This is a genomic window from Mesorhizobium sp. M0771, from assembly GCF_040320155.1.
Classification (GTDB): Bacteria; Pseudomonadota; Alphaproteobacteria; order Rhizobiales; family Rhizobiaceae; genus Mesorhizobium.
This window is the reverse complement of sequence record NZ_JAMYPC010000030.1, coordinates 37,465-56,876: the sequence shown is the minus strand read 5'-3', so window position 1 is coordinate 56,876 and position 19,412 is coordinate 37,465. Positions and strand designations below refer to the sequence as shown.

Annotated in this window: 23 protein-coding genes; 8 read left to right on the top strand and 15 right to left on the bottom strand. The window is 63.1% G+C overall.

Translation table 11 applies throughout. From position 1 onward, the window contains the following. Positions 1 to 289: 289 nt before the first annotated feature. Positions 290 to 1,423, bottom strand: a complete 1,134-nt coding sequence (locus NKI05_RS29640) for a site-specific DNA-methyltransferase (protein ID WP_352793865.1) — start codon at positions 1,421 to 1,423, stop codon at positions 290 to 292. A gap of 188 nt (positions 1,424 to 1,611) precedes the next feature. On the opposite strand from NKI05_RS29640, the gene NKI05_RS29635 reads away from it, so the two are divergent. After that, entirely contained in the window at positions 1,612 to 2,298 is a 687-nt protein-coding gene (locus tag NKI05_RS29635; protein WP_023732087.1) for an HAD family hydrolase, read from the top strand. A gap of 5 nt (positions 2,299 to 2,303) precedes the next feature. Here the strand turns inward: NKI05_RS29635 and NKI05_RS29630 are convergent, their stop codons facing one another. The 7 genes from NKI05_RS29630 to NKI05_RS29600 form a co-directional block, all read right to left on the bottom strand. Then, positions 2,304 to 2,735 (bottom strand): DUF1801 domain-containing protein, encoded by a 432-nt coding sequence (locus tag NKI05_RS29630; protein WP_023816775.1) that lies wholly within the window; start codon positions 2,733 to 2,735, stop codon positions 2,304 to 2,306. Between the two features lie 13 nt (positions 2,736 to 2,748). Next, positions 2,749 to 3,207: a DUF1801 domain-containing protein gene (locus NKI05_RS29625; RefSeq protein ID WP_023732088.1), complete on the bottom strand. Its 459-nt coding sequence runs from the start codon at positions 3,205 to 3,207 to the stop codon at positions 2,749 to 2,751. A gap of 3 nt (positions 3,208 to 3,210) precedes the next feature. After that, positions 3,211 to 3,432 (bottom strand): hypothetical protein, encoded by a 222-nt coding sequence (locus tag NKI05_RS29620; protein WP_023668396.1) that lies wholly within the window; start codon positions 3,430 to 3,432, stop codon positions 3,211 to 3,213. 25 nt (positions 3,433 to 3,457) lie between these two features. Continuing rightward, the gene (locus NKI05_RS29615) at positions 3,458 to 3,850 is read right to left on the bottom strand and encodes a VOC family protein (RefSeq protein WP_023668397.1); all 393 of its coding nucleotides are present in this window, start codon (positions 3,848 to 3,850) and stop codon (positions 3,458 to 3,460) included. A 57-nt stretch (positions 3,851 to 3,907) separates the two neighbouring features. After that, on the bottom strand, positions 3,908 to 4,333 hold the full coding sequence (locus NKI05_RS29610) for an SRPBCC family protein (protein WP_023816778.1): 426 nt from the start codon (positions 4,331 to 4,333) through the stop codon (positions 3,908 to 3,910). Continuing rightward, positions 4,330 to 4,653 carry an ArsR/SmtB family transcription factor gene (locus tag NKI05_RS29605; protein ID WP_023698528.1) on the bottom strand — a complete coding sequence of 108 codons (324 nt, stop codon included), beginning with the start codon at positions 4,651 to 4,653 and terminating at the stop codon, positions 4,330 to 4,332. Before NKI05_RS29605 ends, NKI05_RS29610 begins: the two co-directional genes overlap by 4 nt. A gap of 199 nt (positions 4,654 to 4,852) precedes the next feature. Beyond that, the gene (locus NKI05_RS29600; RefSeq protein WP_023668400.1) at positions 4,853 to 5,584 is read right to left on the bottom strand and encodes a hypothetical protein; all 732 of its coding nucleotides are present in this window, start codon (positions 5,582 to 5,584) and stop codon (positions 4,853 to 4,855) included. Between the two features lie 126 nt (positions 5,585 to 5,710). Between NKI05_RS29600 and thrC the strand changes: the two genes are divergently transcribed. From thrC to NKI05_RS29580, 4 genes are read left to right on the top strand one after another with little or no spacing between them, the layout of a single operon-like run. Then, the gene (gene thrC, locus NKI05_RS29595) at positions 5,711 to 7,108 is read left to right on the top strand and encodes a threonine synthase (protein ID WP_023834465.1); all 1,398 of its coding nucleotides are present in this window, start codon (positions 5,711 to 5,713) and stop codon (positions 7,106 to 7,108) included. A gap of 14 nt (positions 7,109 to 7,122) precedes the next feature. After that, positions 7,123 to 8,415: a M16 family metallopeptidase gene (locus NKI05_RS29590; protein ID WP_023668402.1), complete on the top strand. Its 1,293-nt coding sequence runs from the start codon at positions 7,123 to 7,125 to the stop codon at positions 8,413 to 8,415. A gap of 14 nt (positions 8,416 to 8,429) precedes the next feature. Next, positions 8,430 to 9,026 (top strand): GNAT family N-acetyltransferase, encoded by a 597-nt coding sequence (locus tag NKI05_RS29585; RefSeq protein ID WP_023816780.1) that lies wholly within the window; start codon positions 8,430 to 8,432, stop codon positions 9,024 to 9,026. A gap of 3 nt (positions 9,027 to 9,029) precedes the next feature. Next, entirely contained in the window at positions 9,030 to 11,918 is a 2,889-nt protein-coding gene (locus NKI05_RS29580) for an EAL domain-containing protein (RefSeq protein WP_352793860.1), read from the top strand. Between the two features lie 196 nt (positions 11,919 to 12,114). Here the strand turns inward: NKI05_RS29580 and NKI05_RS29575 are convergent, their stop codons facing one another. Next, the gene (locus tag NKI05_RS29575; protein WP_023668405.1) at positions 12,115 to 12,723 is read right to left on the bottom strand and encodes a YqgE/AlgH family protein; all 609 of its coding nucleotides are present in this window, start codon (positions 12,721 to 12,723) and stop codon (positions 12,115 to 12,117) included. Positions 12,724 to 12,938: 215 nt separating this feature from the next. Here NKI05_RS29575 and NKI05_RS29570 point away from each other — a divergent pair, with 215 nt between their 5' ends. From NKI05_RS29570 to NKI05_RS29560, 3 genes are all read left to right on the top strand, one after another. Beyond that, positions 12,939 to 13,745 carry a protein-disulfide reductase DsbD domain-containing protein gene (locus tag NKI05_RS29570; RefSeq protein WP_352793858.1) on the top strand — a complete coding sequence of 269 codons (807 nt, stop codon included), beginning with the start codon at positions 12,939 to 12,941 and terminating at the stop codon, positions 13,743 to 13,745. Positions 13,746 to 13,856: 111 nt separating this feature from the next. Then, positions 13,857 to 14,339, top strand: a complete 483-nt coding sequence (locus NKI05_RS29565) for a peroxiredoxin (protein WP_023668407.1) — start codon at positions 13,857 to 13,859, stop codon at positions 14,337 to 14,339. Positions 14,340 to 14,426: 87 nt separating this feature from the next. Then, complete coding sequence (locus tag NKI05_RS29560; RefSeq protein ID WP_023816782.1) at positions 14,427 to 14,906, top strand: DUF2938 domain-containing protein; 480 nt, start codon at positions 14,427 to 14,429, stop codon at positions 14,904 to 14,906. A gap of 72 nt (positions 14,907 to 14,978) precedes the next feature. Here the strand turns inward: NKI05_RS29560 and NKI05_RS29555 are convergent, their stop codons facing one another. The 6 genes from NKI05_RS29555 to NKI05_RS29530 form a co-directional block, all read right to left on the bottom strand. Continuing rightward, on the bottom strand, positions 14,979 to 15,563 hold the full coding sequence (locus NKI05_RS29555) for a histidine phosphatase family protein (protein WP_023816783.1): 585 nt from the start codon (positions 15,561 to 15,563) through the stop codon (positions 14,979 to 14,981). A gap of 29 nt (positions 15,564 to 15,592) precedes the next feature. Then, positions 15,593 to 16,129, bottom strand: coding sequence for a ribonuclease HI (rnhA, locus tag NKI05_RS29550; RefSeq protein WP_023668410.1), 537 nt, complete (start codon positions 16,127 to 16,129; stop codon positions 15,593 to 15,595). Next, positions 16,126 to 17,088, bottom strand: coding sequence for a homoserine kinase (locus tag NKI05_RS29545; RefSeq protein ID WP_023747543.1), 963 nt, complete (start codon positions 17,086 to 17,088; stop codon positions 16,126 to 16,128). The genes rnhA and NKI05_RS29545 overlap by 4 nt, the downstream gene beginning before the upstream one ends. 7 nt (positions 17,089 to 17,095) lie before the next feature. Further along, positions 17,096 to 18,106, bottom strand: a complete 1,011-nt coding sequence (gene ispH, locus NKI05_RS29540; protein WP_023732092.1) for a 4-hydroxy-3-methylbut-2-enyl diphosphate reductase — start codon at positions 18,104 to 18,106, stop codon at positions 17,096 to 17,098. Between the two features lie 164 nt (positions 18,107 to 18,270). Next, positions 18,271 to 19,026 carry an SURF1 family protein gene (locus NKI05_RS29535; RefSeq protein ID WP_023740708.1) on the bottom strand — a complete coding sequence of 252 codons (756 nt, stop codon included), beginning with the start codon at positions 19,024 to 19,026 and terminating at the stop codon, positions 18,271 to 18,273. Further along, positions 19,023 to 19,409 carry a DUF983 domain-containing protein gene (locus NKI05_RS29530; RefSeq protein ID WP_023740707.1) on the bottom strand — a complete coding sequence of 129 codons (387 nt, stop codon included), beginning with the start codon at positions 19,407 to 19,409 and terminating at the stop codon, positions 19,023 to 19,025. The genes NKI05_RS29535 and NKI05_RS29530 overlap by 4 nt, the downstream gene beginning before the upstream one ends. Positions 19,410 to 19,412: the final 3 nt, after the last annotated feature.

The following is a 19,412-nucleotide window of genomic DNA, read 5'->3' as shown; positions in this document are numbered from 1 at the left end:
ATCGCGACCATCTTTACTCAACCTTCCTTGGCGGCCCTGCGCCAAAATCTCCATGCCTTGCGATATCGCTGGCGCGAACCACCACGAAAGCGCAAATTTCAGTCCATGCCAAAGCTATCTTAGCGCCTATGCTCAAAAGGGGGAGATCAGCAGCCGCTGCGGCCGTTCTCACCTTGCAAGATCAAAAATTGGCGAAAGCGTTGATGACAGCAATCTCCCCCCTTGAGGGGGAGATGCCCGGCAGGGCAGAGGGGGGCCGTCGTAGAGCGCCGAATTTAAACCTTGAATCTCAAGCCCCTGCCCGCTCCATGCCAAGCCTGGCGATGCGGCGCAGTTCGTCGATCGGGGTCAGGCCGCCCGAGCGCTCATAGTGCCAGAAGGTCCAGCCATTGCAGGCGTCCAGGCCCTGCACTTCGGCGCCGATCTTGTGGATCGAGCCGGCGCTGTCGCCGATCGCCACCGTGCCGTCGGCGCGTACCTTGGCCGACCAGCGCTTCTTGGCATCGTAAAGCGTGGCGCCGGGCTGCATAAGCCCGGTATCGATGAGGCTGACAAAGGCGACGCGCGGCTCGGCGCGCTTGCCGGTGAGCACGGTGAGATCGGCGCTTTCCAGCGGCCGCACGGCATCGATGCGCTCGTTGGCGGCCTCGATATAGACCTGTTCGCGCTCGATGCCGACGAAGTGACGGCCGAGCCGCTTGGCCACGGCGCCGGTGGTGCCGGAGCCGAAGAACGGGTCGAGCACGATGTCGCCCGGCTTGGTCGAAGCCATCATGATGCGGGCAAGCAGCGCTTCCGGCTTCTGCGTCGGATGCAGCTTGTCGCCATTGTCGTTCTTCAGCCGCTCGCCGCCGGTGCAGATCGGGAACAGCCAGTCGGAGCGCATCTGGATGTCGTCGTTCGATGCCTTCATGGCTTCGTAATTGAAGGTGTAGCCCTTGCCCTTCTGATCGCGCGAGGCCCAGATCATGGTCTCATGCGCGTTCTGGAAGCGGCGACCGCGGAAATTCGGCATTGGGTTGGTCTTGCGCCAGACGACATCGTTGAGAATCCAGAAGCCGAGATCCTGCATCTTGGCGCCGACGCGGAAGATGTTGTGATAGGAGCCGATGACCCAGATGGTGCCATTGGGCTTCAGCACGCGGCGCGCCGCCAGGAGCCAGGCGCGGGTGAAGGCGTCATAGGCCTCGAAGCTCTCGAACTGGTCCCAGTCGTCGTCGACGGCGTCGACCTTGGACTGGTCGGGCCGGTGCAAATCGCCGTCGAGCTGCAGATTGTAAGGCGGATCGGCGAAGATGACGTCGATGGATTTTTCCGGCAGCCGGTCGAGCGCGGCGACGCAATCGCCCTTGAGGATCGTGTCCAGCCACTCGGATTGCTGGGGGGCGTGGGAGAGGTCGGCGAGAAGACGCACGGCAGACATTTTTACACCCAAGGCACGCGTTACTGTTTACTCCCCGTTATGGTTACCGATCAGCGTAAATATTCGGTGAAGGACGCAACAGGCCAGGCAGCCCTGAGGTCGTCAGTTTGCGCAGCCCGGCCCGTTGGTGTATGTCGCGCCGCTTGAGCCTTGCCGGGCCTCCATCACCCTCCCTCGTTCGGATTGCCATGCCCCAGCCAGACCTTGTCATCTTCGATTGCGACGGCGTGCTCGTCGATTCCGAAATCATCGCAGCCCGCGTCGAGGCCGAATTGCTGACCTTGGCCGGATATGAAATCTCGGCCGAGGAATACGCCGAAACCTATGCCGGACTGACCTTCAAGGACATCATGATGCGGGTCGAGGCAAAATCCGCGATCCCGTTCCAGGCCTCGATGATCGACCGGGCCGAAGAGCTCGTCGACCGCAAACTGCGCAGCGACGTGCGCGCCATCGACGGCGTGCGCGAGGCGGTCGCGGCGGTGACCGCGCCGCGCTGCGTCTGCTCGAACTCACGCTTGGAGCGGATCGAGTTCATGCTGGAGAAAGTGGGCCTGCTGCCGTTCTTCGCCGGCCGGATTTTTTCAGCGCTGGAAATACCAAGCAAGAAAACCAAGCCCGCGCCGGATGTGTTCCTGATTGCGGCGGAGCAACTCAACGCCGATCCGGCAAACACCTTCGTCATCGAGGATTCGGTGCACGGCGTCACCGGCGCCAGGGCCGCTGGCATGCGCGTGATCGGCTTCACCGGCGCCGCGCACAGCTATCCCGGCCATGCCGATGTGCTGACCGAAGCCGGCGCCGAAACCGTCATCCGCCGCTGGGCCGAACTGAAAAGTGTGATTGCCGCTCTGTCGGAGTGGTCGGACGCCTGAACCGATCAGTCCTTGGCTTTGGCCGACTTAGCCGGTTTCTTCTTAGCCCTGTTGTAGGCAATCGCGGCGCGGACGAGCGCTTTCAGCGCATCCGCATCGATCACGTCGCCCTCCGACACATCGATGGCGCGCCACACCTTGCCGTTGAGCCCATTGTTGAACAGCCTGTCGGGATCCGGCAGGCTGGCGCCGTGAGAAAAGGTCAGCTTCACCTTGTCCTTGTGAGCGTTGCCGACGGCGATCATGCCGTCGCGTGACCATACCGGGCTGCCCATCCACTTCCACTCCTCGATGATTTCCGGGTCGGCGTCGAGGATGGTCTTGCGCAGGCTGGCCAACGTCTTGCCCCGCCAATCGTCCAGCTCCCGGATTCGGGCATCTATCCGCTCGGAGGCAGAGGCGCCTCCCTCGTCCTTGCTCGACATGCTGATCTTCATGGTCTGCCTCCGTTCACATCTTCTCGCCGGGCAATCGGCTGGCCTGCTTCACCCAGGAGGCGAAGCGGGCTTCGTCGATCTCTTCGCCTTCATGGATGTCGAGATAGCGCACTTCCTTTTGCCTGGAACGGCCGGGAGGCACAGGATCGAGCGACGTGCCGCGAAAGAAGGCGACTTTGACGTATCTGGTGAAGCAATGCAGGCTGAGGAACCAACCGTCGCCCTCGATGCCATAGAACGGTGAGTTCCACTTCACCGCCTTGTAGACGCCGGGGACGGCGCTGACGATAAGTGCGTCGATCCGGCGCCCGACATCGCTTTTCCAGCCCGGCATGGCAGCAATATATGCCTGCACCGGAGCGTCCCCATAGGCCTTCGGGATCTGCGGGTTGCCGCCCGAAAGCAGGACCGGCTTTTCCGGCTTGTCTGGGGCCGGTTTTGCGACCTTCGATTTTCCCGGCGCCTTGGCCATGTCCTACCCTTGCGCGCCCTGCTCGCCACGCGATCTCGCGACGTAAGGCAGCACGAACATGTAGAGGCCGCTGAACAGCAGCAGGAATAGCGGCAGCAGCGGCGAATAGACCACCCAGGCCGGAGGTTGCCCGAACGCCATGGTGATGAAATTGGCTGCCACGGTCAGCGTGAAGATGATCGACAGCCAACGATGGGTTTGACGTATCCATTTGCTCAAGTTCATTGCAACTTCCTCTTGAAACCAGCGCCTACCAACGCGCCAGTTGGGTGATCTGGATGAGATTGCCGCAGCTGTCGTTGAGCTGGGCGATGGTCGAGCCGGTCACTTCTGTCGGCGCCATGGCGAACGCACCGCCGCGTCCCTTGATGCGCTCGTAATCACCCTTGACGTCGTCGGTGAACAGCATGAGCGCGGGCTGCCCCTGCTTGAAGATGGCCTGCTGGTAGGCCTTGGCGGCCGGGTTGTCGTTGAGCGCCAGCTGTAGCTCGGCTCCCTCGGGCTCATCGGGTGAGATGACGGTCAGCCAACGAAAAGGCCCATTGCTGAAGTCGGCCTTCACAGCAAAGCCCAGCACGTCGGTGTAGAAGCGCAGTGCGTTGTCCTGGTTGTCCACATAGACGCTGGTCAGCTTGATCTTCATCGATTTCCTCCTTTTTGCATTCGGTGCCCCGCGATCAGGGCATGGTACCGGCAGGCTTCAATCCGGCTTCGCCAGGACCTGCTCCAGCTTGGTGAGGAATTGCTGCCACCCGGCCCTGGCGCCGCCATAGGCCTGCTTCTGGCTCGGATGGAAACCCGACTGCTCGACGCGCAGATGGGTCCCCGTGCTGGTGGGCGTGAGCGTGAACGTCACCACGCTCTTCAGATTGTAGGCGGCATCCTCATGCGAAAAATCCCAGCTGTAGGACAGCGTCCTGCCTTGCTCGATGGCCAGCACCTCGCAATCGAGCACGCCGCCCCAGTCGCCGCGAAGATTGAAGCTGTGGCCGACGACAGGCTTGAAATCGTTCTTCATGAGCCATTCCTCCATCAGATGCGGCTGCGTCAACGCGCGCCAGATCTTCTCCGCCGGCCAGGATATTTCACGTTCGACGACGACGGTGCGCAGCTCGGGATTGCTCACTGGTCCATCCTTTTCAGCAGGTTCTCGAGATCATCGAAGCGGCTCTCCCAGAATCCTGTCATTTGAACTGTCCAGTTGGTCAGCGGACCAAGTGCCTCGGGCTGCGCGCTGTAGTGGGTCTGGCGTCCGGCGTGGCGGTCACGCACCAGGCCGGCCAGCTTCAGGACGCCGAGATGCTTCGACACCGCCGGTTGCGAGACCCCGGACTGCGCCGTCAGCGCCCCCACGGTCTGCTCACCTTGGCGGCACAAGCGCTCGAAGATGGCCCGCCGGGTCGGGTCGGCAAGCGTTCTGAACAAAGTATCGTGGGCGTCCGGCATCGGGATCAATAACCTGCGAGCTATTGATTGACGTATAACCGCCGGGATATGGATGAGTCAAGTGCGCTGGCGGAATGGATCGAGATTAAAGCGCAGACGCGACCTGCCGCAGGCGCACGCCTGCAGGATTACGATCGGATCGTTTGGATCTTTCAAAGAGTTGACCGGCACCGTCGCAGCAGCGACGGCGCCCAGGCGCTTAGTTCGTCGCCGGAGCGCGCTTCTTTTTCTTGCCGGACTTCTTGTCCGCCGCCGCCGGCGCGGTGTCGTCATAGCCGGCATAGACAGTGTAATCCCGGGCGGAGGGTTCGGGCACGACGACGTTGGGATCGGTGAACACGAACTGGGTGGCGGTCGAGGGATCGCTGACCTGGATCTGATAGGGGTGGATCTGCGAATAAAGTACGTCGGGGCCGTGCATGACGGCAATGCGGATCGGCATGGTGATGGTGCCGGGGGCGAACAGCGGTCCCGGCACGATCTTGCCGGCAACCCCAACCTTCATCGTCAACTGGCCGTTGGCACGGCTGCAATCGCGGCTCACATCGCTGATCGAGGCCTGGTAGATGATCTTGGCCGGATCCTTGTTCGGATCGACGATGGAGCCGTCAGGCGCCGTCTGCGCGGCGGCAGCGGCCTCGGCATCCTGTGCCGCATCAGCCTTTTTCTTTCTCGGCTGCGGCGCGCCCTTGGCGTAGGTATTGAAGTAGGCGGTGCCATCGCGCACCGTCACTTTCGGGCAGTAGGCCTGCAACTGGCTGGCGAGAACCTTGGGATCCTGCGGCGGTATTGGCGCATTCGGGTCGGTCTTCTTGCCGAAACCGAGATTGAGGATGCCATTGTCGCTCGATTGGCAACCGGCGGCGGCAAGCATAAAGCCGGTGAGCGCCAGACCCGCGACAAAGCGACGGTTGAACTTGTGAAACGCCATGAAACTGCACTTCCCTCTCGCAAAGTTGGTGACGTATAGCAACGCCACGGCAAAAATGCGACTGAGCCGGCTCGGAAAATTAACCAATTGCCGTGGATGAACCGGCGGCAGCAATGGACCTTGACGATGCGCTATGTGAGTACCCGCGGGGATGCACCCGTGCTTGGATTTGCCGACGCGGTGCTGGCGGGGCTGGCCCGCGACGGCGGGCTTTATGTGCCGCAGACATGGCCGCAGTTTTCGGCAGCCGAGATCCGCGCCATGCGCGGCCTGCCCTATGCGGACCTCGCCATCCGCGTGCTGACGCCGTTCCTCGGCGGCGAGATCGCCGCACCCGTCTTCGAGCGCCTGGTGCGAGAAGCCTATGCCACCTTCCGCCACCAGGCCGTCTGCCCGCTGGTGCAGACCGGCGCCAACACGTTCATCCTTGAACTCTTCCACGGTCCGACGCTGGCCTTCAAAGACGTTGCCATGCAGCTGCTTGCCCGGCTGATGGACCATGTACTGACTGAGCGCGGCCAGCGCGCAACCATCGTCGGCGCGACCTCGGGTGACACCGGCGGCGCCGCCATCGATGCCTTCGCCGGCCGCGACCGAACTGACATTTTCGTGATGTTTCCGCATGGCCGCGTCTCGCCGGTGCAGCAGCGGCAGATGACGACATCGACGGCCACCAACGTCCAGGCGCTGGCCATCGAAGGCAATTTCGACGATTGCCAGGGCCTGCTGAAGGATATGTTCAACGATCATCGTTTTCGTGATCGCGTGTCGCTATCGGGCGTCAATTCGATCAACTGGGCCCGCATCATGGCCCAGATCGTCTATTATTTTTCCTCGGCGCTTTCGCTCGGCGCGCCGGACAGGCCGGTCTCCTTTACCGTGCCGACCGGCAATTTCGGCGATATTTTCGCCGGTTACGCCGCCAAGAAGATGGGCCTGCCGATCGAGCGGCTGATCGTCGCCACCAACGACAACGACATATTGGCGCGCACTTTCGCGACCGGTGAATACCGCACCAAGGGTGTGTTTGCGACGACGTCGCCATCGATGGACATCCAGGTATCGTCGAACTTCGAGCGACTGCTGTTCGAGGCCTGCGACCGTAACGCAGAGACGGTGCGGCGTTACATGGCCGGCCTCAAGCAATCCGGCGCCTTCACCATCGAAACCGCAGAAATCGACCGGGTGCGGTCCGAATTCGACGCCGGACGCGCTGATATGGACGAGGTTGCCGCCACCATCCGTTCAACGCTCGAATCCAGCAATTATCTGCTCGATCCGCACACGGCCGCGGCCGTGCATGTCGCCGCCGGCAAGGCTGACGGTGCAGTGCCGATGGTGGTGCTGGGCACGGCGCACCCGGCCAAGTTCCCGGCCGCGGTCGAAGCCGCCTGCGGCGTGTCGCCGGCCCTGCCCGCATGCCTGGGGTCCTTGATGTCAGCCGACGAAAAGTACACGGTACTTCCATCCGACCTGAAAATGGTGGAAGATTACGTGAGCCGCCACTCAAGGGCAGCGCGTTAGGGAGTACTTGCCATATGGGTGTTGAGGTAAGCCGTCTGTCGAACGGCCTGACAGTCGCCACCGAAACCCTTCCAAGCCTCGAATCCGTTGCCCTTGGCGCCTGGGTCAAGTCCGGCGCCCGCAATGAGCGTGACGACGAGCACGGAATGGCCCATCTGCTCGAGCATATGGCCTTCAAGGGTACGAAAAGGCGGACGGCCTTCGAGATCGCCTCGGAAATCGAGGATGTCGGCGGCGAGATCAATGCCGCCACATCAGTCGAGACGACGTCCTATTACGCCAGGGTGCTGTCCGACGATGTGCCGCTGGCGGTGGATATCCTTGCCGATATCCTGCAGGAGTCCGAATTCGACCCAGAGGAACTGGAGCGCGAGCAGCATGTGATCCTGCAGGAGATCGGCGCCGCGCACGACACGCCCGACGACATCGTCTTCGACCGTTTCACCGAGACCGCCTTCCGCCACCAGACGATCGGCCGCTCGATCCTCGGCACGCCGGAAACCGTCAAATCCTTCACCTCCAAACAGCTGCATGATTTCATCGAGCGCCAATATGGCGCCGAGAAGATGGTGATCGTGGCGGCAGGCGACATTAAGCACGACAATTTCGTGCGCGAGGTCGAAAAGCAGCTCGGCGGTTTCCGCAGCAAGTCCGACAGCACGATGCCGCAATATGCGCAGTATGTCGGCGGCGATTTCCGCGAGGATCGCGACCTGATGGACGCGCAGATCGTGCTCGGCTTCGAAGGCCGAGCCTATCATGTGCGCGATTTCTACGCTTCGCAGGTGCTGTCGATGATCCTCGGCGGCGGCATGTCGTCCCGGCTGTTCCAGGAGGTCCGCGAAAAGCGTGGCCTGTGCTATTCGGTCTATGCCTTCCACTGGGGTTTTTCCGATACCGGCATCTTCGGCGTTCATGCCGCGACCGGGCAGAGCGACATTGCCGAACTGGTTCCGGTCATTATCGACGAGCTGCAGAAGGCCGGCGAGAATATCCTTCAGGAAGAGCTCGACCGCGCCCGCGCGCAATACCGCGCCGGCCTGATCATGTCGGCTGAAAGCCCGGCCAGCCGCGCCTCGCAGATCGCCAGGCAGCTGCTTCTGTTCGGCCGGCCGATCGCCAAGGAGGAATTGATGGAACGGCTGTCGGCGCTGACCGTCGAGCGGCTGACCGACCTTTCGTCCCGGCTGTTTTCGACCAAGCCGACGCTGACTGCGGTTGGACCGGTGGGTACGCTCGCGCCCTATGAGGCGATTCTCGATTCGCTTGCGGGCACGCACACCACGGCCCGCAAGCTCGCCGTCTAAGCCTTCAAGCGCCGGTGTTCGCGCTCCCTTTCTTTCGCCGTGACCTGCCGGCACTGAAAGGCGACCGGGTCATGCTGCGCGTGCCCTACACCAACGACTATCGCGAATGGTCAGCGGTGCGCGGCGAAAGCCGTGCCTTCCTCGAACCGTGGGAGCCGCGCTGGACGCGCGATGAACTCGACCGCACCGCCTGGCGGCTGCGCATCGGCCGCTACCGCGAAGACTATGCGCAGGGGACAGCCATCGCCTTCTTCATCTTCGAGAAGGCGAGCGGCAAGCTTGCCGGCGGCATTACGCTCGGCAATATACGCCACGGCGTCTCGCAAAGCGGCCATGTCGGGTACTGGATCGGGGAGCGGTTTGGCGGCCGCGGCCTGATGACCGACGCGGTCAAGGTGGTCTGCCGCTTCGCCTTCGATACGCTGAGGTTGCACCGGATCGAAGCTGCCTGTATTCCCGACAATGTCCGGTCGATCCGCGTGCTTGAAAAAGCCGGATTCCGGCGCGAAGGACTTCTGCGATCCTACCTCAGGATCAACGGCATCTGGCAGGACCACTACCTCTACGCCCGGATCGCGGACGATCCACCGGGCGCTGGAACGAAGGACTGATTTTTGACGAATTTCCTGCGAAACGGGTCGCTGTTGGCCTTTGTTCTGGCGGCTGTCGTCACGCTTTGCGCGGCGCTACCGGCCTTCGCCGTCGAACCGATCAAGATTGCCCGCGACGACGTAGCGCTCGACCTGTCGCGCGCCGTCCAGATCTACGTCAATCAGGGCGAAAACTTCCAGGTGTCGACCGCGCCCGGTCCCGACGGCATCGTGCGGCGCATCGAGGTCGAGGCCAATGACGCGCGCTCGAGCGGCGACTGGGCGGTGTTCGCGCTCGCCAACACCACCGACCAGCAGCTCGACCGGCTGATCGTGGCGCCGCATTTCCGGCTGGTGAATTCCGGCATCTTCTGGCCCGATCTCGGCGCCACCCGCATCGCCGCGATCACCCCCAGCGAGGGCTTCGCGCTCGACCGCCAGTCAAGCTCCGACGCCGACGTGTTCCGGGTGACGCTGAACCCGGGAACGGTGATCACCTTCATCGCCGAACTCGCCTCGCCGAAGCTGCCGCAGGTCTATCTATGGGAGCCGGAAGCCTACAAGGACTCGGTCAATTCCTATACGCTGTTCCGCGGCATCGTCATCGGCATCGCCGGGCTGCTGGCGCTCTTCCTGACCATCCTTTTCGTCGTCAAGGGAACCTCGATGTTTCCGGCGACAGCCGCACTTGCGTGGGCGGTACTTGCCTATATCTGCGTCGATTTCGGCTTTCTAAACAAGATCATAGAGATATCGCCCGGGAACGAGCAGATGTGGCGGGCGGGAACGGAGGTGGCGCTTGCGGCGACCTTCGTGGTGTTCCTGTTCGCCTATCTCAACCTCAACCGGTGGCACGGCCATTTCAGCTATGGCGCGCTGGTCTGGATCCTCGGTCTGGTGCTGATTGCGGGTGTGGCCATCATCGATCCGGCCGTCGCCGCCGGTATTGCCCGGCTGTCCTTTGCCGCCACCGCGCTGACCGGGCTCGGCCTCATCATCCTGCTCGGTCTTCGTGGTTACGACCGTGCGATCATGCTGGTGCCCAGTTGGGTGATGGTGCTGCTATGGCTGTGCGGGTCGTGGATGGCGATCACCGGCATGCTCGACAACGACATCGCCCAGCCGGCATTGGGCGGCGGGCTGATCCTGATCATCCTTTTGATCGGCTTCACCGTCATGCAGCATGCCTTTGCCGGCGGCGCGCTGCATCAGGGCCTGTTCTCCGATCTTGAGCGCCAGGCGCTGGCCGTCGCCGGCTCCGGCGACACGGTGTGGGACTGGGACGTGCTGCGCGACCGCGTCGTCACCAAGCCCGACGTCAGCATCCAGCTTGGCCTGGCGCCCAACAGCCTGGGGGGTGCGGCCCGCAACTGGCTGCCGGTGCTGCATGCCGACGACCGCGACACGTTCCGCACCACCCTCGACGTGGTGCTCGAACATCGGCGCGGCCGGGTCTCGCAGAATTTCCGCCTGCGCGGCGCCGACGGGCACTACCACTGGTTCTTGCTTCGGGCGCGGCCGGTGATCGGCTCGGATGGCGAAGTGATTCGCTGCGTCGGCACCATGGTCGACGTCACCGAGCAGAAAAAGTCCGAGGAAAGGCTGCTGCACGATGCCGTTCACGACAATCTGACCGGCCTGCCCAACCGCGAACTTCTGATGAACCGGCTGGAAGCCATCATCTCGATCGCGCGCACCGAAGAGAAGGTGCGCCCCACCGTCTTCGTCATCGACATCGACCGTTTCAAGCAGGTCAATGACGGGCTTGGCATCTCGGCCGGCGACACCATCCTGCTCACCATTGCGCGCCGCTTGCACCGGCTGTTGAAACCGAAGGATTCGCTGTCGCGCTTTGCCGGTGACCAGTTCGCCCTGATGCTGCTCTCCGAACAGGAACCCTCCCGCATCGCGGCGGTGGCAGACGCCATCAAGCACGCGATCAACAACCCGATCACCTTCGCCAAGCGCGAGATCGTGCTGACCGCCTCGATCGGCCTGATCACCTGGACCTCGGCGCAGACTTCGGCAGAAGACATGGTCAAGGACGCCGAGCTTGCCATGCACCAGGCCAAGCGCTTCGGCGGCGACAGGATCGAGCCGTTCCGGCCGGCCTTCCGCACCGTCGGCACCGACCGGCTGCAATTCGAATCCGATCTGCGCCGCGCCATCGAGCGGCGCGAATTCACCCTTGCCTACCAGCCGATCGTGCGGCTGGAGGACGGCAGCATTGCCGGCTTCGAAGCGCTGCTGCGTTGGGACCATCCGCGCCGCGGCATGATCCCGCCCGGCGATTTCATTCCGGTCGCCGAAAGCTGTGCCCTGATCGTGCAGCTTGGGCTGTTTGCCATGCAGCAGGCGGCCGAAGACCTCGCCGGCTGGCAAAAGCAGATCGGCGACACCCCGCTGTCGGTGTCGGTCAATCTGTCCAGCCGCCAGCTGATCCGCCGCGACCTGGTCAGCGATGTCCGCTCGGTCATCGCCCGCGCCAATCTGAAGCCGCGCTGCTTCCGGCTCGAACTTACCGAATCGCTGGTCATGGACAATCCAGAGCAGACCTCGCATGTGCTGACCAAACTCAAGCAGCTCGGCATCGGCCTGTCGCTGGACGATTTCGGCACCGGCTATTCCTCGCTCGCCTATCTGACCCGCTTCCCCTTCGACACCATCAAGATCGACAAGAGCTTCGTCGACGACGCGACGCCGAAGCGGGCGGTGCTGCTCAAATCCATGGTCAACATGGCGCATGAACTCGGCCTGTCGGTGGTGGCCGAGGGCATTTCCGACGAAAGCGATGCGCTGGAATTGCGCCAGATGGGCTGCGAATATGTGCAAAGCTTCATGTTCGGCGCGCCGATGCCAGGCGACCAGGTGCTGAAGGCGTTGAAAGAGCAGTACCCGATGACGCAGGCGTGATGGGTGAGGCATGCGTCGTGCAGGCGCGTGGTTACATTGGAATGAACCCCGAAAATTAGCTGAAGCGACCGCGCCTTCGTCATCCTAGGGCGAAGCAAGGAGCGCAGCGACGCGGCGCAGACCCTAGGATGACGAAAGTGGCGGGCGGCTTCGGCTAGTCGCGAAGGTTCGGCGGAACGTCGGCGAAGGCGAGGCTTCAGGCGTGCCCCGCGGCCAGGCTCAAATGCGCCAGATCAATCCCGATCGATGCCAGGATGCGGTCGTACTTCCGCTCGATGTCGGCGTCGAACAGCAGCTCCGGCGTGGCCGGACAGGTCAGCCAGCCATTCTCGGCGATCTCGGTTTCCAGCTGGCCGGCGCCCCAGCCGGAATAGCCGAGCGCCATCAATGCGCGCCGCGGGCCGCGGCCGGACGAGATGGCGCGCAATATGTCGACCGTCGCGGTCAGGCAGATATCGTCGGAGACGGTGAGCGAGGATTCCACCCGGTAGTCGCCCGAGTGCAGGACGAAGCCGCGGCTACGGTCGACGGGGCCGCCATTGCGCACGACGAAGTCGCGAGCCTGCGCCGGCAGCCTGATCGCCTCCTGCTCGTTCATGATGCCGAGCTGCACCAGAAGATCGGGAAACAGCATCTGTTGCGTCTGGTTGATGATCAGGCCCATGGCGCCTTCATCGCTGTGCGCACAGATGTAGATGACCGAGCGCGTGAAGCGATCGTCCTTCATGCCGGGCATGGCAATCAGAAACTGGTCGTCAAGAAAGCCGCGTCCACCGGCCGTCTTTTTGTGGCGCAACAAGTCCATGGACGGGAGCGTAACGCGTTTCCGGTACGCCGAAAAGATGCGCCGCGTGGGATTCGGCCAAAGCCCAATGGTTGGAACAACTGAATCTTGAGTGCGAACTTCGCTCGGCCGATTGCTTGAACCCAACTGTTCCTTGCCCGAAGGTCACGCAAATATGATACGCAGAGCGCCATGAAAACATTGCGCGGCCATGAACTGACGATCAAATCAACGCCATGCAAAGATTGAAAATCCTGCTGCTCGGCGCCGCCATTGGATGCGGAGCAGCTATTCCCGCCGCCGCGTCCTCTTCCGACTGGTACAACAGCGAAGGCGGTAAGGTGCGGCTGGTGACATCAGGCAAGGCCGACGAGGCCGGTCGCATCCATGGCGTGCTCGACATTGCGCTCAAGCCCGGCTGGAAGACCTACTGGCGTGATCCGGGCGACGCCGGCGTGCCGCCGCAGATCGACGTTTCGGCCAGCACCAACATCACCGATGCGGCGTTATCCTTCCCGCCGCCGCAGCGCCATGACGACGGCTACGGCAAATGGGCCGGCTACAACCATCCGGTCTCGCTGCCGGTGACGTTCACTTTGTCGTCGCCTGGGGATGCGGCCGTCATCGACGCCGACATCTTTCTTGGCATCTGCGAGACGATCTGTATTCCGGTGCAGACGCGGCTGAGCGTCGATCCCGCCGCCGATCCCGACAATGCCGAGGATGCGGCGCTGGTGAAGGCTGCACTCGCCACCTTGCCCGCGCCTGCCAAGCCCGATTTCGGGATCAAGGTGCTGCCGGGCGACCATGAGACGCTGATCGTCGAGGCGACTTTTCCCGGCGATCCGGAGGCGGCGGATTTATTCGTCGCCGGGGGACGCGACTATATGTTCGGGGCGCCTGCACGCAGCGAAAAGGACGGCCGGCTGGTGTTTACCATTCCGATCCTCGACCGGCCGTCGACGACACCGACCGATGGCGGGTTGTATTACACCCTGACAAGTGCCGAAGGCGCGGTCGAGGGCGTTCTGCCGTTCCCCTGATACGGAACCCGATCCAGGCTTTCCCTTGATCCAGGCCTTGTCGGCGGTTGCGGGAGATGCCCGATTTCGCTATCGCAAGAAACCTTCCCTGCTTTTCACACGAGGACCATCATGACGATTGCCGTTGGCGACAAACTGCCCGATGCGACCTTCAAGGAAATGACCGCCGACGGCGCCAAGGTGATCACCTCGGCCGAGATTTTTGCGGGCAAGAAAGTGGTGCTGTTCGGTGTTCCCGGCGCGTTCACGCCGACCTGCAGCAACAACCACCTGCCGGGCTATCTTGAGAACCACGATGCCATCCTGGCCCGCGGCGTCGACACCATCGCCGTCGTGTCGGTCAACGACGTCCATGTCATGGGTGCCTGGGCCAATTTCACCGGCGGTCAAGGCAAGATCCTCTATCTCGCCGACGGCAATGGCGACTTCGCCAAGTCGATCGGCCTCGACTCCGACTATTCCAGCGGCGGCATGGGATTGCGCTCGAAGCGCTTCTCGATGATCGTCGACAACGGCAAGGTCACCGCGCTCAACGTCGAGACCAAGCCAGGAGTCGACACGTCGGGTGCCGCTCACATTCTGAGCCAGCTCTAAACCGCGGCGGCCGCCTCGGCTCATGAACGCGATGGCCTGACGACCACGCGCTTCCAGCCGGATTGCCTGCTTTGGGGGACATCGACGATGTTTGACATCATCTGGCGCAGCATTGCGATTGGCATCGGCGCCACGGTGCTGATGGATCTTTGGGCGCTGTTCCTGCATCTGGCGCTCAGCCAGCCGCGGCCGAACTGGGGGCCGCCCGGCCGCTGGGTCTGGCACCTTAGGGAAGGCAAGGTTTTCCACGACGATATCGCCCATGCCGCACCCTATGCGCATGAGCAGGCGCTGGGCTGGGCCTTCCATTATGTCACCGGCATCGTCTACGGCTTCATCCTGGTGGCGCTGGCGGGCACGGCATGGCTGGACGCGCCGACCTTCCTGCCGGCCTTCATCCTCGGCATGGTCACCATCGGCGCCGGCTGGTTCCTGCTGGCGCCCGGCATGGGCGCCGGCTGGGCTGCGTCAAAGCGCCCCAACGCGATGCAGATCCGCGCCTTCAACGTGATCTCGCACACGGTGTTCGCGCTCGGCCTCTACGGCACGGCCCTGCTGATCCGCTGAGGACAGGTTCTATCCGCTGGTCGCCAGCGGCTTCATCGCGGCTACGGTATCGATGATCTCCTGACATCCGCTTTAGCGCGGCGCCAGACTGTCTATCGGCCGCCATCCGTGGACGACGCGGCGCGTGCCGACATCATAGGCGAAGTAATTGCCGCCGCCGGCCGGCTGATCCGCCGCGCGGCTGATTGCGCGGCCGCTGAGCGAGAGCAGCAAGAGCGTTCCGACGCCGCCATGGCCGACGAAGGCAATGTCGCCGCCGTCGGCAGCACCCAGCACCGTTTCGACCTCGCTGACAATGCGTTGCTGGGCGTCGATGGCCCGTTCCCAGCCGCGAATGCTTTTGTGCGGATTGGCGAAGAACTGGTCGGCGACCGCCTCGAACTCCGGCGGCGGCAGGAAGCCGGTTGCCGACCGATCGTTCTCATGCATGCGCTCCTTCACCTCGACCGCGAGGCCGAGGTGTTTGCCAAGGATCTCGGCGGTTTCGATCGCCTTGCGCTCGGCCGACGAGACGACACGGCGGATCGATCCGACCCATGGCTGATCGAGCTTAGCTGATGCTCGCGCTCGTCCGATCTCGGACAGCCCCCAGTGCGGCACGGGAACGTTGGCATCGATCTGAACCTGGGGATGGGTGATGTAGTATACGATCGGCATGAGTGAGATCCGCTGCCGATAGCTTGAGCTCAATAGCTTTGGGTCGAGCGCCGTGCCCGTGGCGCCGGCTGCTTCTCGGATGCCCCCGGCTTCAGCGCCACTTTCGGCGCCGCAGGTTTGGCTGAGCCCCTCTTGAACGGCGCCATGCCTTCCCTTGCGAGTTCGTCGGCGCGTTCGTTCTCGGTGTGGCCGGCATGGCCCTTGACCCAGTTCCAGGTCACCTTGTGGCGCCGATTGGCCTCATCCAGCGCCTGCCACAGTTCACCGTTCTTGACCGGCTTCTTGTCAGCGGTCTTCCAGCCGTTTTTCTTCCAGCCATGGATCCATTTGGAGATACCGTCCATGACATATTTGCTGTCGGTGTGAAGCTCGACGGCGCACGGCTCCTTCAGCGCATTCAGCGCCGAGATGGCGGCCAGCAGCTCCATGCGGTTATTGGTCGTCTCGGCCTCGCCGCCCGACAATTCCCTGGTCTTGCCGTTGAAGCGCAGGATGGCGCCCCAGCCGCCGGGACCGGGATTGCCCGAGCAGGCGCCGTCGGTGAAGATTTCAACCTGCTTGGTCATGTCAGTCCGTATTCCGAAGGCGACCTGATCGCGCGGTGGAAGCGCATGCGGCGGATATATTCGGTCGGATCGCGCTTCATGACCAGCCCGCCCTCTGGAACCGTCAGCCAGTCATAGAGCCGGGTCAGCATGAAGCGCAGCGCCGAACCGCGCGAAAGCATCGGCAGCGCTGCTTTCTCGCCATCGCTCAAAGGCCGCACGCTCCGATAGCCGGCCAGCAGCGCCGTGCCTTTGGTCAGGTTGAAGGAGAAATCCTTCTCGAAACACCAGGCGTTGAGACAGGTGGCGACGTCATAGGCGTAGAGGTCGTGGCAGGCGAAATAGAAGTCGATGAGGCCGGACAGTTTCTCGCCGAGGAAGAAGACATTGTCGGGAAACAGATCGGCATGGATGATGCCGGCAGGAAGGCCCTGCGGCCAATGGCGTTCGAAATCCGCGAAATCGGCGTCGACCTCGGCCGCCAGTCCCGGCTCGACCTCGTCGGCTCGGTCGCGCGAGGCGTTCCACAATTTGCGCCAGCCCTCGATGGCCAGTGCGTTGTCACGCGTCATCGCAAAATCCTGCCCGGCCAAATGCAGGGCGGCGAGCGCCTTGCCGACCTCGGCGCAATGCGCCGCTGTCGGCCGCCGCAGCGACAGGCCTTCGAGGAAGGTGATGATGACCGCGGGACGGCCGGCCAGCGTGCCGATGACGGTGCCGTCATGCGCGGTCACCGGCAGCGGGCAGGAAATGCCTTTGCGGGCGAGATGGCCCATCAGGCCGAGGAAGAACGGCAGGTCGGCCTTGTCGACGCGCTTCTCGTAGAGCGTCAGTATGTAAGAGCCGCTTGAGGTGTGCAGCAGGAAATTCGAATTCTCCGTGCCTTCGGCGATACCCTTGTAGGACAAGAGTTCGCCGACAGGATATGCCCTCAGGAACGCGCCGAGTTCGCCCTCATTGACGTCGGTGTAGACCGCCATGGGCTCTTCACGCGGCTCCGTTGACGAAGGCCATGTCGGCCCGCGTCAGTTCGACATCGCGCAGAACCCGCATGACTGGAAAATCCTCCGTTTCGGTGGCCGTGATCGCCAGGTCGATGGTCACCTCGAAGCGCTGGCGGAAGGCGTCGATGATCTCGTCGACGATGATCTCCGGCGCCGACGCGCCGGCAGACAGGCCGAGCGTCGAGATGTTTGTGAAGTCATTCCACGGAATTTCGGCGGCGCGCTGTACGAGAAGCGACATGGTGGCGCCGGCGCGCTCCGCCACTTCGACAAGACGGCGCGAATTGGAGGAATTGGGCGCACCGACGATCAGATAGAGATCGGCGCCGGCGGCGGTTTCCTTGACCGCTTCCTGGCGGTTGGTGGTGGCGTAGCAGATCGATTCGGCGGCCGGTGCATGCAGTTGCGGGAAGCGCTCCTGCAGCACCCGCAATATGCCGGCAGTGTCTTCGACCGACAACGTTGTCTGGCTTACGAAGCCGAGCGCTTCCGGGTCGGCGGGGGCAAAGGTCCCAGCGTCGGCTTCGGTCTCGATCAGCGTGACGGCGCCTTCCGTCAGCTGGCCCATGGTGCCGATCACTTCGGGATGGCCGGCATGGCCGATCAAAAGCACATGGCGGCCGAGCCGCTGATGGCGCATCGCCTGCTTGTGCACCTTGGACACCAGCGGGCAGGTGGCGTCGAGATAGAAGAGCTCGCGTGCCTTGGCGTCGGCCGGCACCGATTTCGGCACGCCGTGGGCCGAGAAGACAACCGGCGACTTGCGGTGCTCGGCCGGGATTTCCGAGAGTTCCTCGATGAAAACCGCGCCAAGGCTTTGCAGGCCTTCGACGACATAGCGGTTGTGAACGATCTCGTGGCGGACATAAACCGGCGCGCCGTATTTCTTCAACGCCAGCACGACAATCTGGATCGCGCGGTCGACGCCGGCGCAAAAGCCGCGCGGCTGGCAGAGCCGGATCGTCAGCGGTGGTTTTGTGGCGGTCTGCAGCATGATTCCAGATCGGTTGATCGTATCGTGACGCGAAATGAGGTGTGCACCCCTGCCCTGTCAAGGGCAGTTGAGATCAGGTTGAATGGTCAACCTGATCCAACTCTTTGCTGGAGCATGATCTTGTCCGAAAAACCGGTTCCCAGTTTTCGGGATCATGCTCTGGATCATTCAGTCTTTGCCGGACGGCGCAGCCTGACGATCAGAACCGCGGCAAGAGCCGCCGCCAGGCCAAACCAGGTGAAGGCATATTGCAGATGAGAGTTCGGCAGGTCGATGATGGTGACGCCGCCGACCGGCAGCCCGCCCGGGTTCGGCGTCTTGTCGGCGTCGATGAAGATCGGCACCAGCACGGCACGCGCCGGCAGGCCGGCACTCGCCGCCATGGCATCGCGGTCCTTCCAATAGAAGATGTTCTTGGCCACGTCATTGTCGGGCAGCATCATCGACGGCTTGGCCGGCAGCGGGTTGCGCGCCAGGCCGGTGACCGTGACCTTGCCGGTCACCTGCCCTTGCGGGCGCTTGGCGGCATCCTTGAGATCATAGGGAACGAAGCCGCGGTTGATCAGGACATAGCGGCCATCGTCGAGGGCCAGCGGGGTATAGACGTTGAAGCCGGCGTCGCCCTCCCATGTGGCGTAGAAATGCCGCTCGCCGGAGTGCAGGAACGTCCCGCTGACGGTGACCGGCGTGTAGTCGACATCACCGGTGGCAGCGAATTCCTTCTCGACGTCCGCCAGCGGCTGCGGCGCTGAATGGGTGCGCTGGTCGATGGTCTGCAGAAGGGCTTCCTTCCAGTACAGGCGCTGCACCTGCCATGTGCCAAGCCCGAGCAGGATGACGAACACCACCAGGCCGAGGCCGAGCAGCAATGCCGTCTTCGGCCGCGAGCGGCCGGCGGGCTTCGTCAGCGCCTCGTTCATTGCCCCTGGTCCAGGCGGCCTTCGGCCGCCTTGTTGGCGTATTGAAGCGTCAGCAGCACCCCCTTGATCAGCCTCAGCGCCGTCAGGCACAGCGCCACGGCCAGCGGTATCCAGATGATGAAATGCAGCCACAGCGGCGGGCTCAGCTTCACCTCCACCCACAGCGCCAGCCCAACGACGATGAAGCCGATGATCAGGATGACGAACACCGCCGGGCCGTCGCCGGCATCGGCGTAGGAATAGTCGAGGCCGCAATTGTTGCAGCGCTTGCCGACGGTGAGGAAGCCGGAAAACAGCCGTCCTTCGCCGCAGCGCGGGCAGCGTCCGTGCAGGCCGGCCGAGATCGGCTCGATGGGTGGCCAGATCGCCCTGTCTTCACTCATGGA

Coding starts and splice junctions, on each gene's coding strand:
- NKI05_RS29640 (WP_352793865.1), bottom strand. CDS start 1,423: ATGTCTGCCGTGCGTCTTCTCGCCGACCTCTCCCACGCCCCCCAGCAA.
- NKI05_RS29635 (WP_023732087.1), top strand. CDS start 1,612: ATGCCCCAGCCAGACCTTGTCATCTTCGATTGCGACGGCGTGCTCGTC.
- NKI05_RS29630 (WP_023816775.1), bottom strand. CDS start 2,735: ATGAAGATCAGCATGTCGAGCAAGGACGAGGGAGGCGCCTCTGCCTCC.
- NKI05_RS29625 (WP_023732088.1), bottom strand. CDS start 3,207: ATGGCCAAGGCGCCGGGAAAATCGAAGGTCGCAAAACCGGCCCCAGAC.
- NKI05_RS29620 (WP_023668396.1), bottom strand. CDS start 3,432: ATGAACTTGAGCAAATGGATACGTCAAACCCATCGTTGGCTGTCGATC.
- NKI05_RS29615 (WP_023668397.1), bottom strand. CDS start 3,850: ATGAAGATCAAGCTGACCAGCGTCTATGTGGACAACCAGGACAACGCA.
- NKI05_RS29605 (WP_023698528.1), bottom strand. CDS start 4,653: ATGCCGGACGCCCACGATACTTTGTTCAGAACGCTTGCCGACCCGACC.
- NKI05_RS29600 (WP_023668400.1), bottom strand. CDS start 5,584: ATGGCGTTTCACAAGTTCAACCGTCGCTTTGTCGCGGGTCTGGCGCTC.
- thrC (WP_023834465.1), top strand. CDS start 5,711: ATGCGCTATGTGAGTACCCGCGGGGATGCACCCGTGCTTGGATTTGCC.
- NKI05_RS29590 (WP_023668402.1), top strand. CDS start 7,123: ATGGGTGTTGAGGTAAGCCGTCTGTCGAACGGCCTGACAGTCGCCACC.
- NKI05_RS29575 (WP_023668405.1), bottom strand. CDS start 12,723: ATGGACTTGTTGCGCCACAAAAAGACGGCCGGTGGACGCGGCTTTCTT.
- NKI05_RS29570 (WP_352793858.1), top strand. CDS start 12,939: ATGCAAAGATTGAAAATCCTGCTGCTCGGCGCCGCCATTGGATGCGGA.
- NKI05_RS29565 (WP_023668407.1), top strand. CDS start 13,857: ATGACGATTGCCGTTGGCGACAAACTGCCCGATGCGACCTTCAAGGAA.
- NKI05_RS29560 (WP_023816782.1), top strand. CDS start 14,427: ATGTTTGACATCATCTGGCGCAGCATTGCGATTGGCATCGGCGCCACG.
- NKI05_RS29555 (WP_023816783.1), bottom strand. CDS start 15,563: ATGCCGATCGTATACTACATCACCCATCCCCAGGTTCAGATCGATGCC.
- rnhA (WP_023668410.1), bottom strand. CDS start 16,129: ATGACCAAGCAGGTTGAAATCTTCACCGACGGCGCCTGCTCGGGCAAT.
- NKI05_RS29545 (WP_023747543.1), bottom strand. CDS start 17,088: ATGGCGGTCTACACCGACGTCAATGAGGGCGAACTCGGCGCGTTCCTG.
- ispH (WP_023732092.1), bottom strand. CDS start 18,106: ATGCTGCAGACCGCCACAAAACCACCGCTGACGATCCGGCTCTGCCAG.
- NKI05_RS29535 (WP_023740708.1), bottom strand. CDS start 19,026: ATGAACGAGGCGCTGACGAAGCCCGCCGGCCGCTCGCGGCCGAAGACG.
- NKI05_RS29530 (WP_023740707.1), bottom strand. CDS start 19,409: ATGAGTGAAGACAGGGCGATCTGGCCACCCATCGAGCCGATCTCGGCC.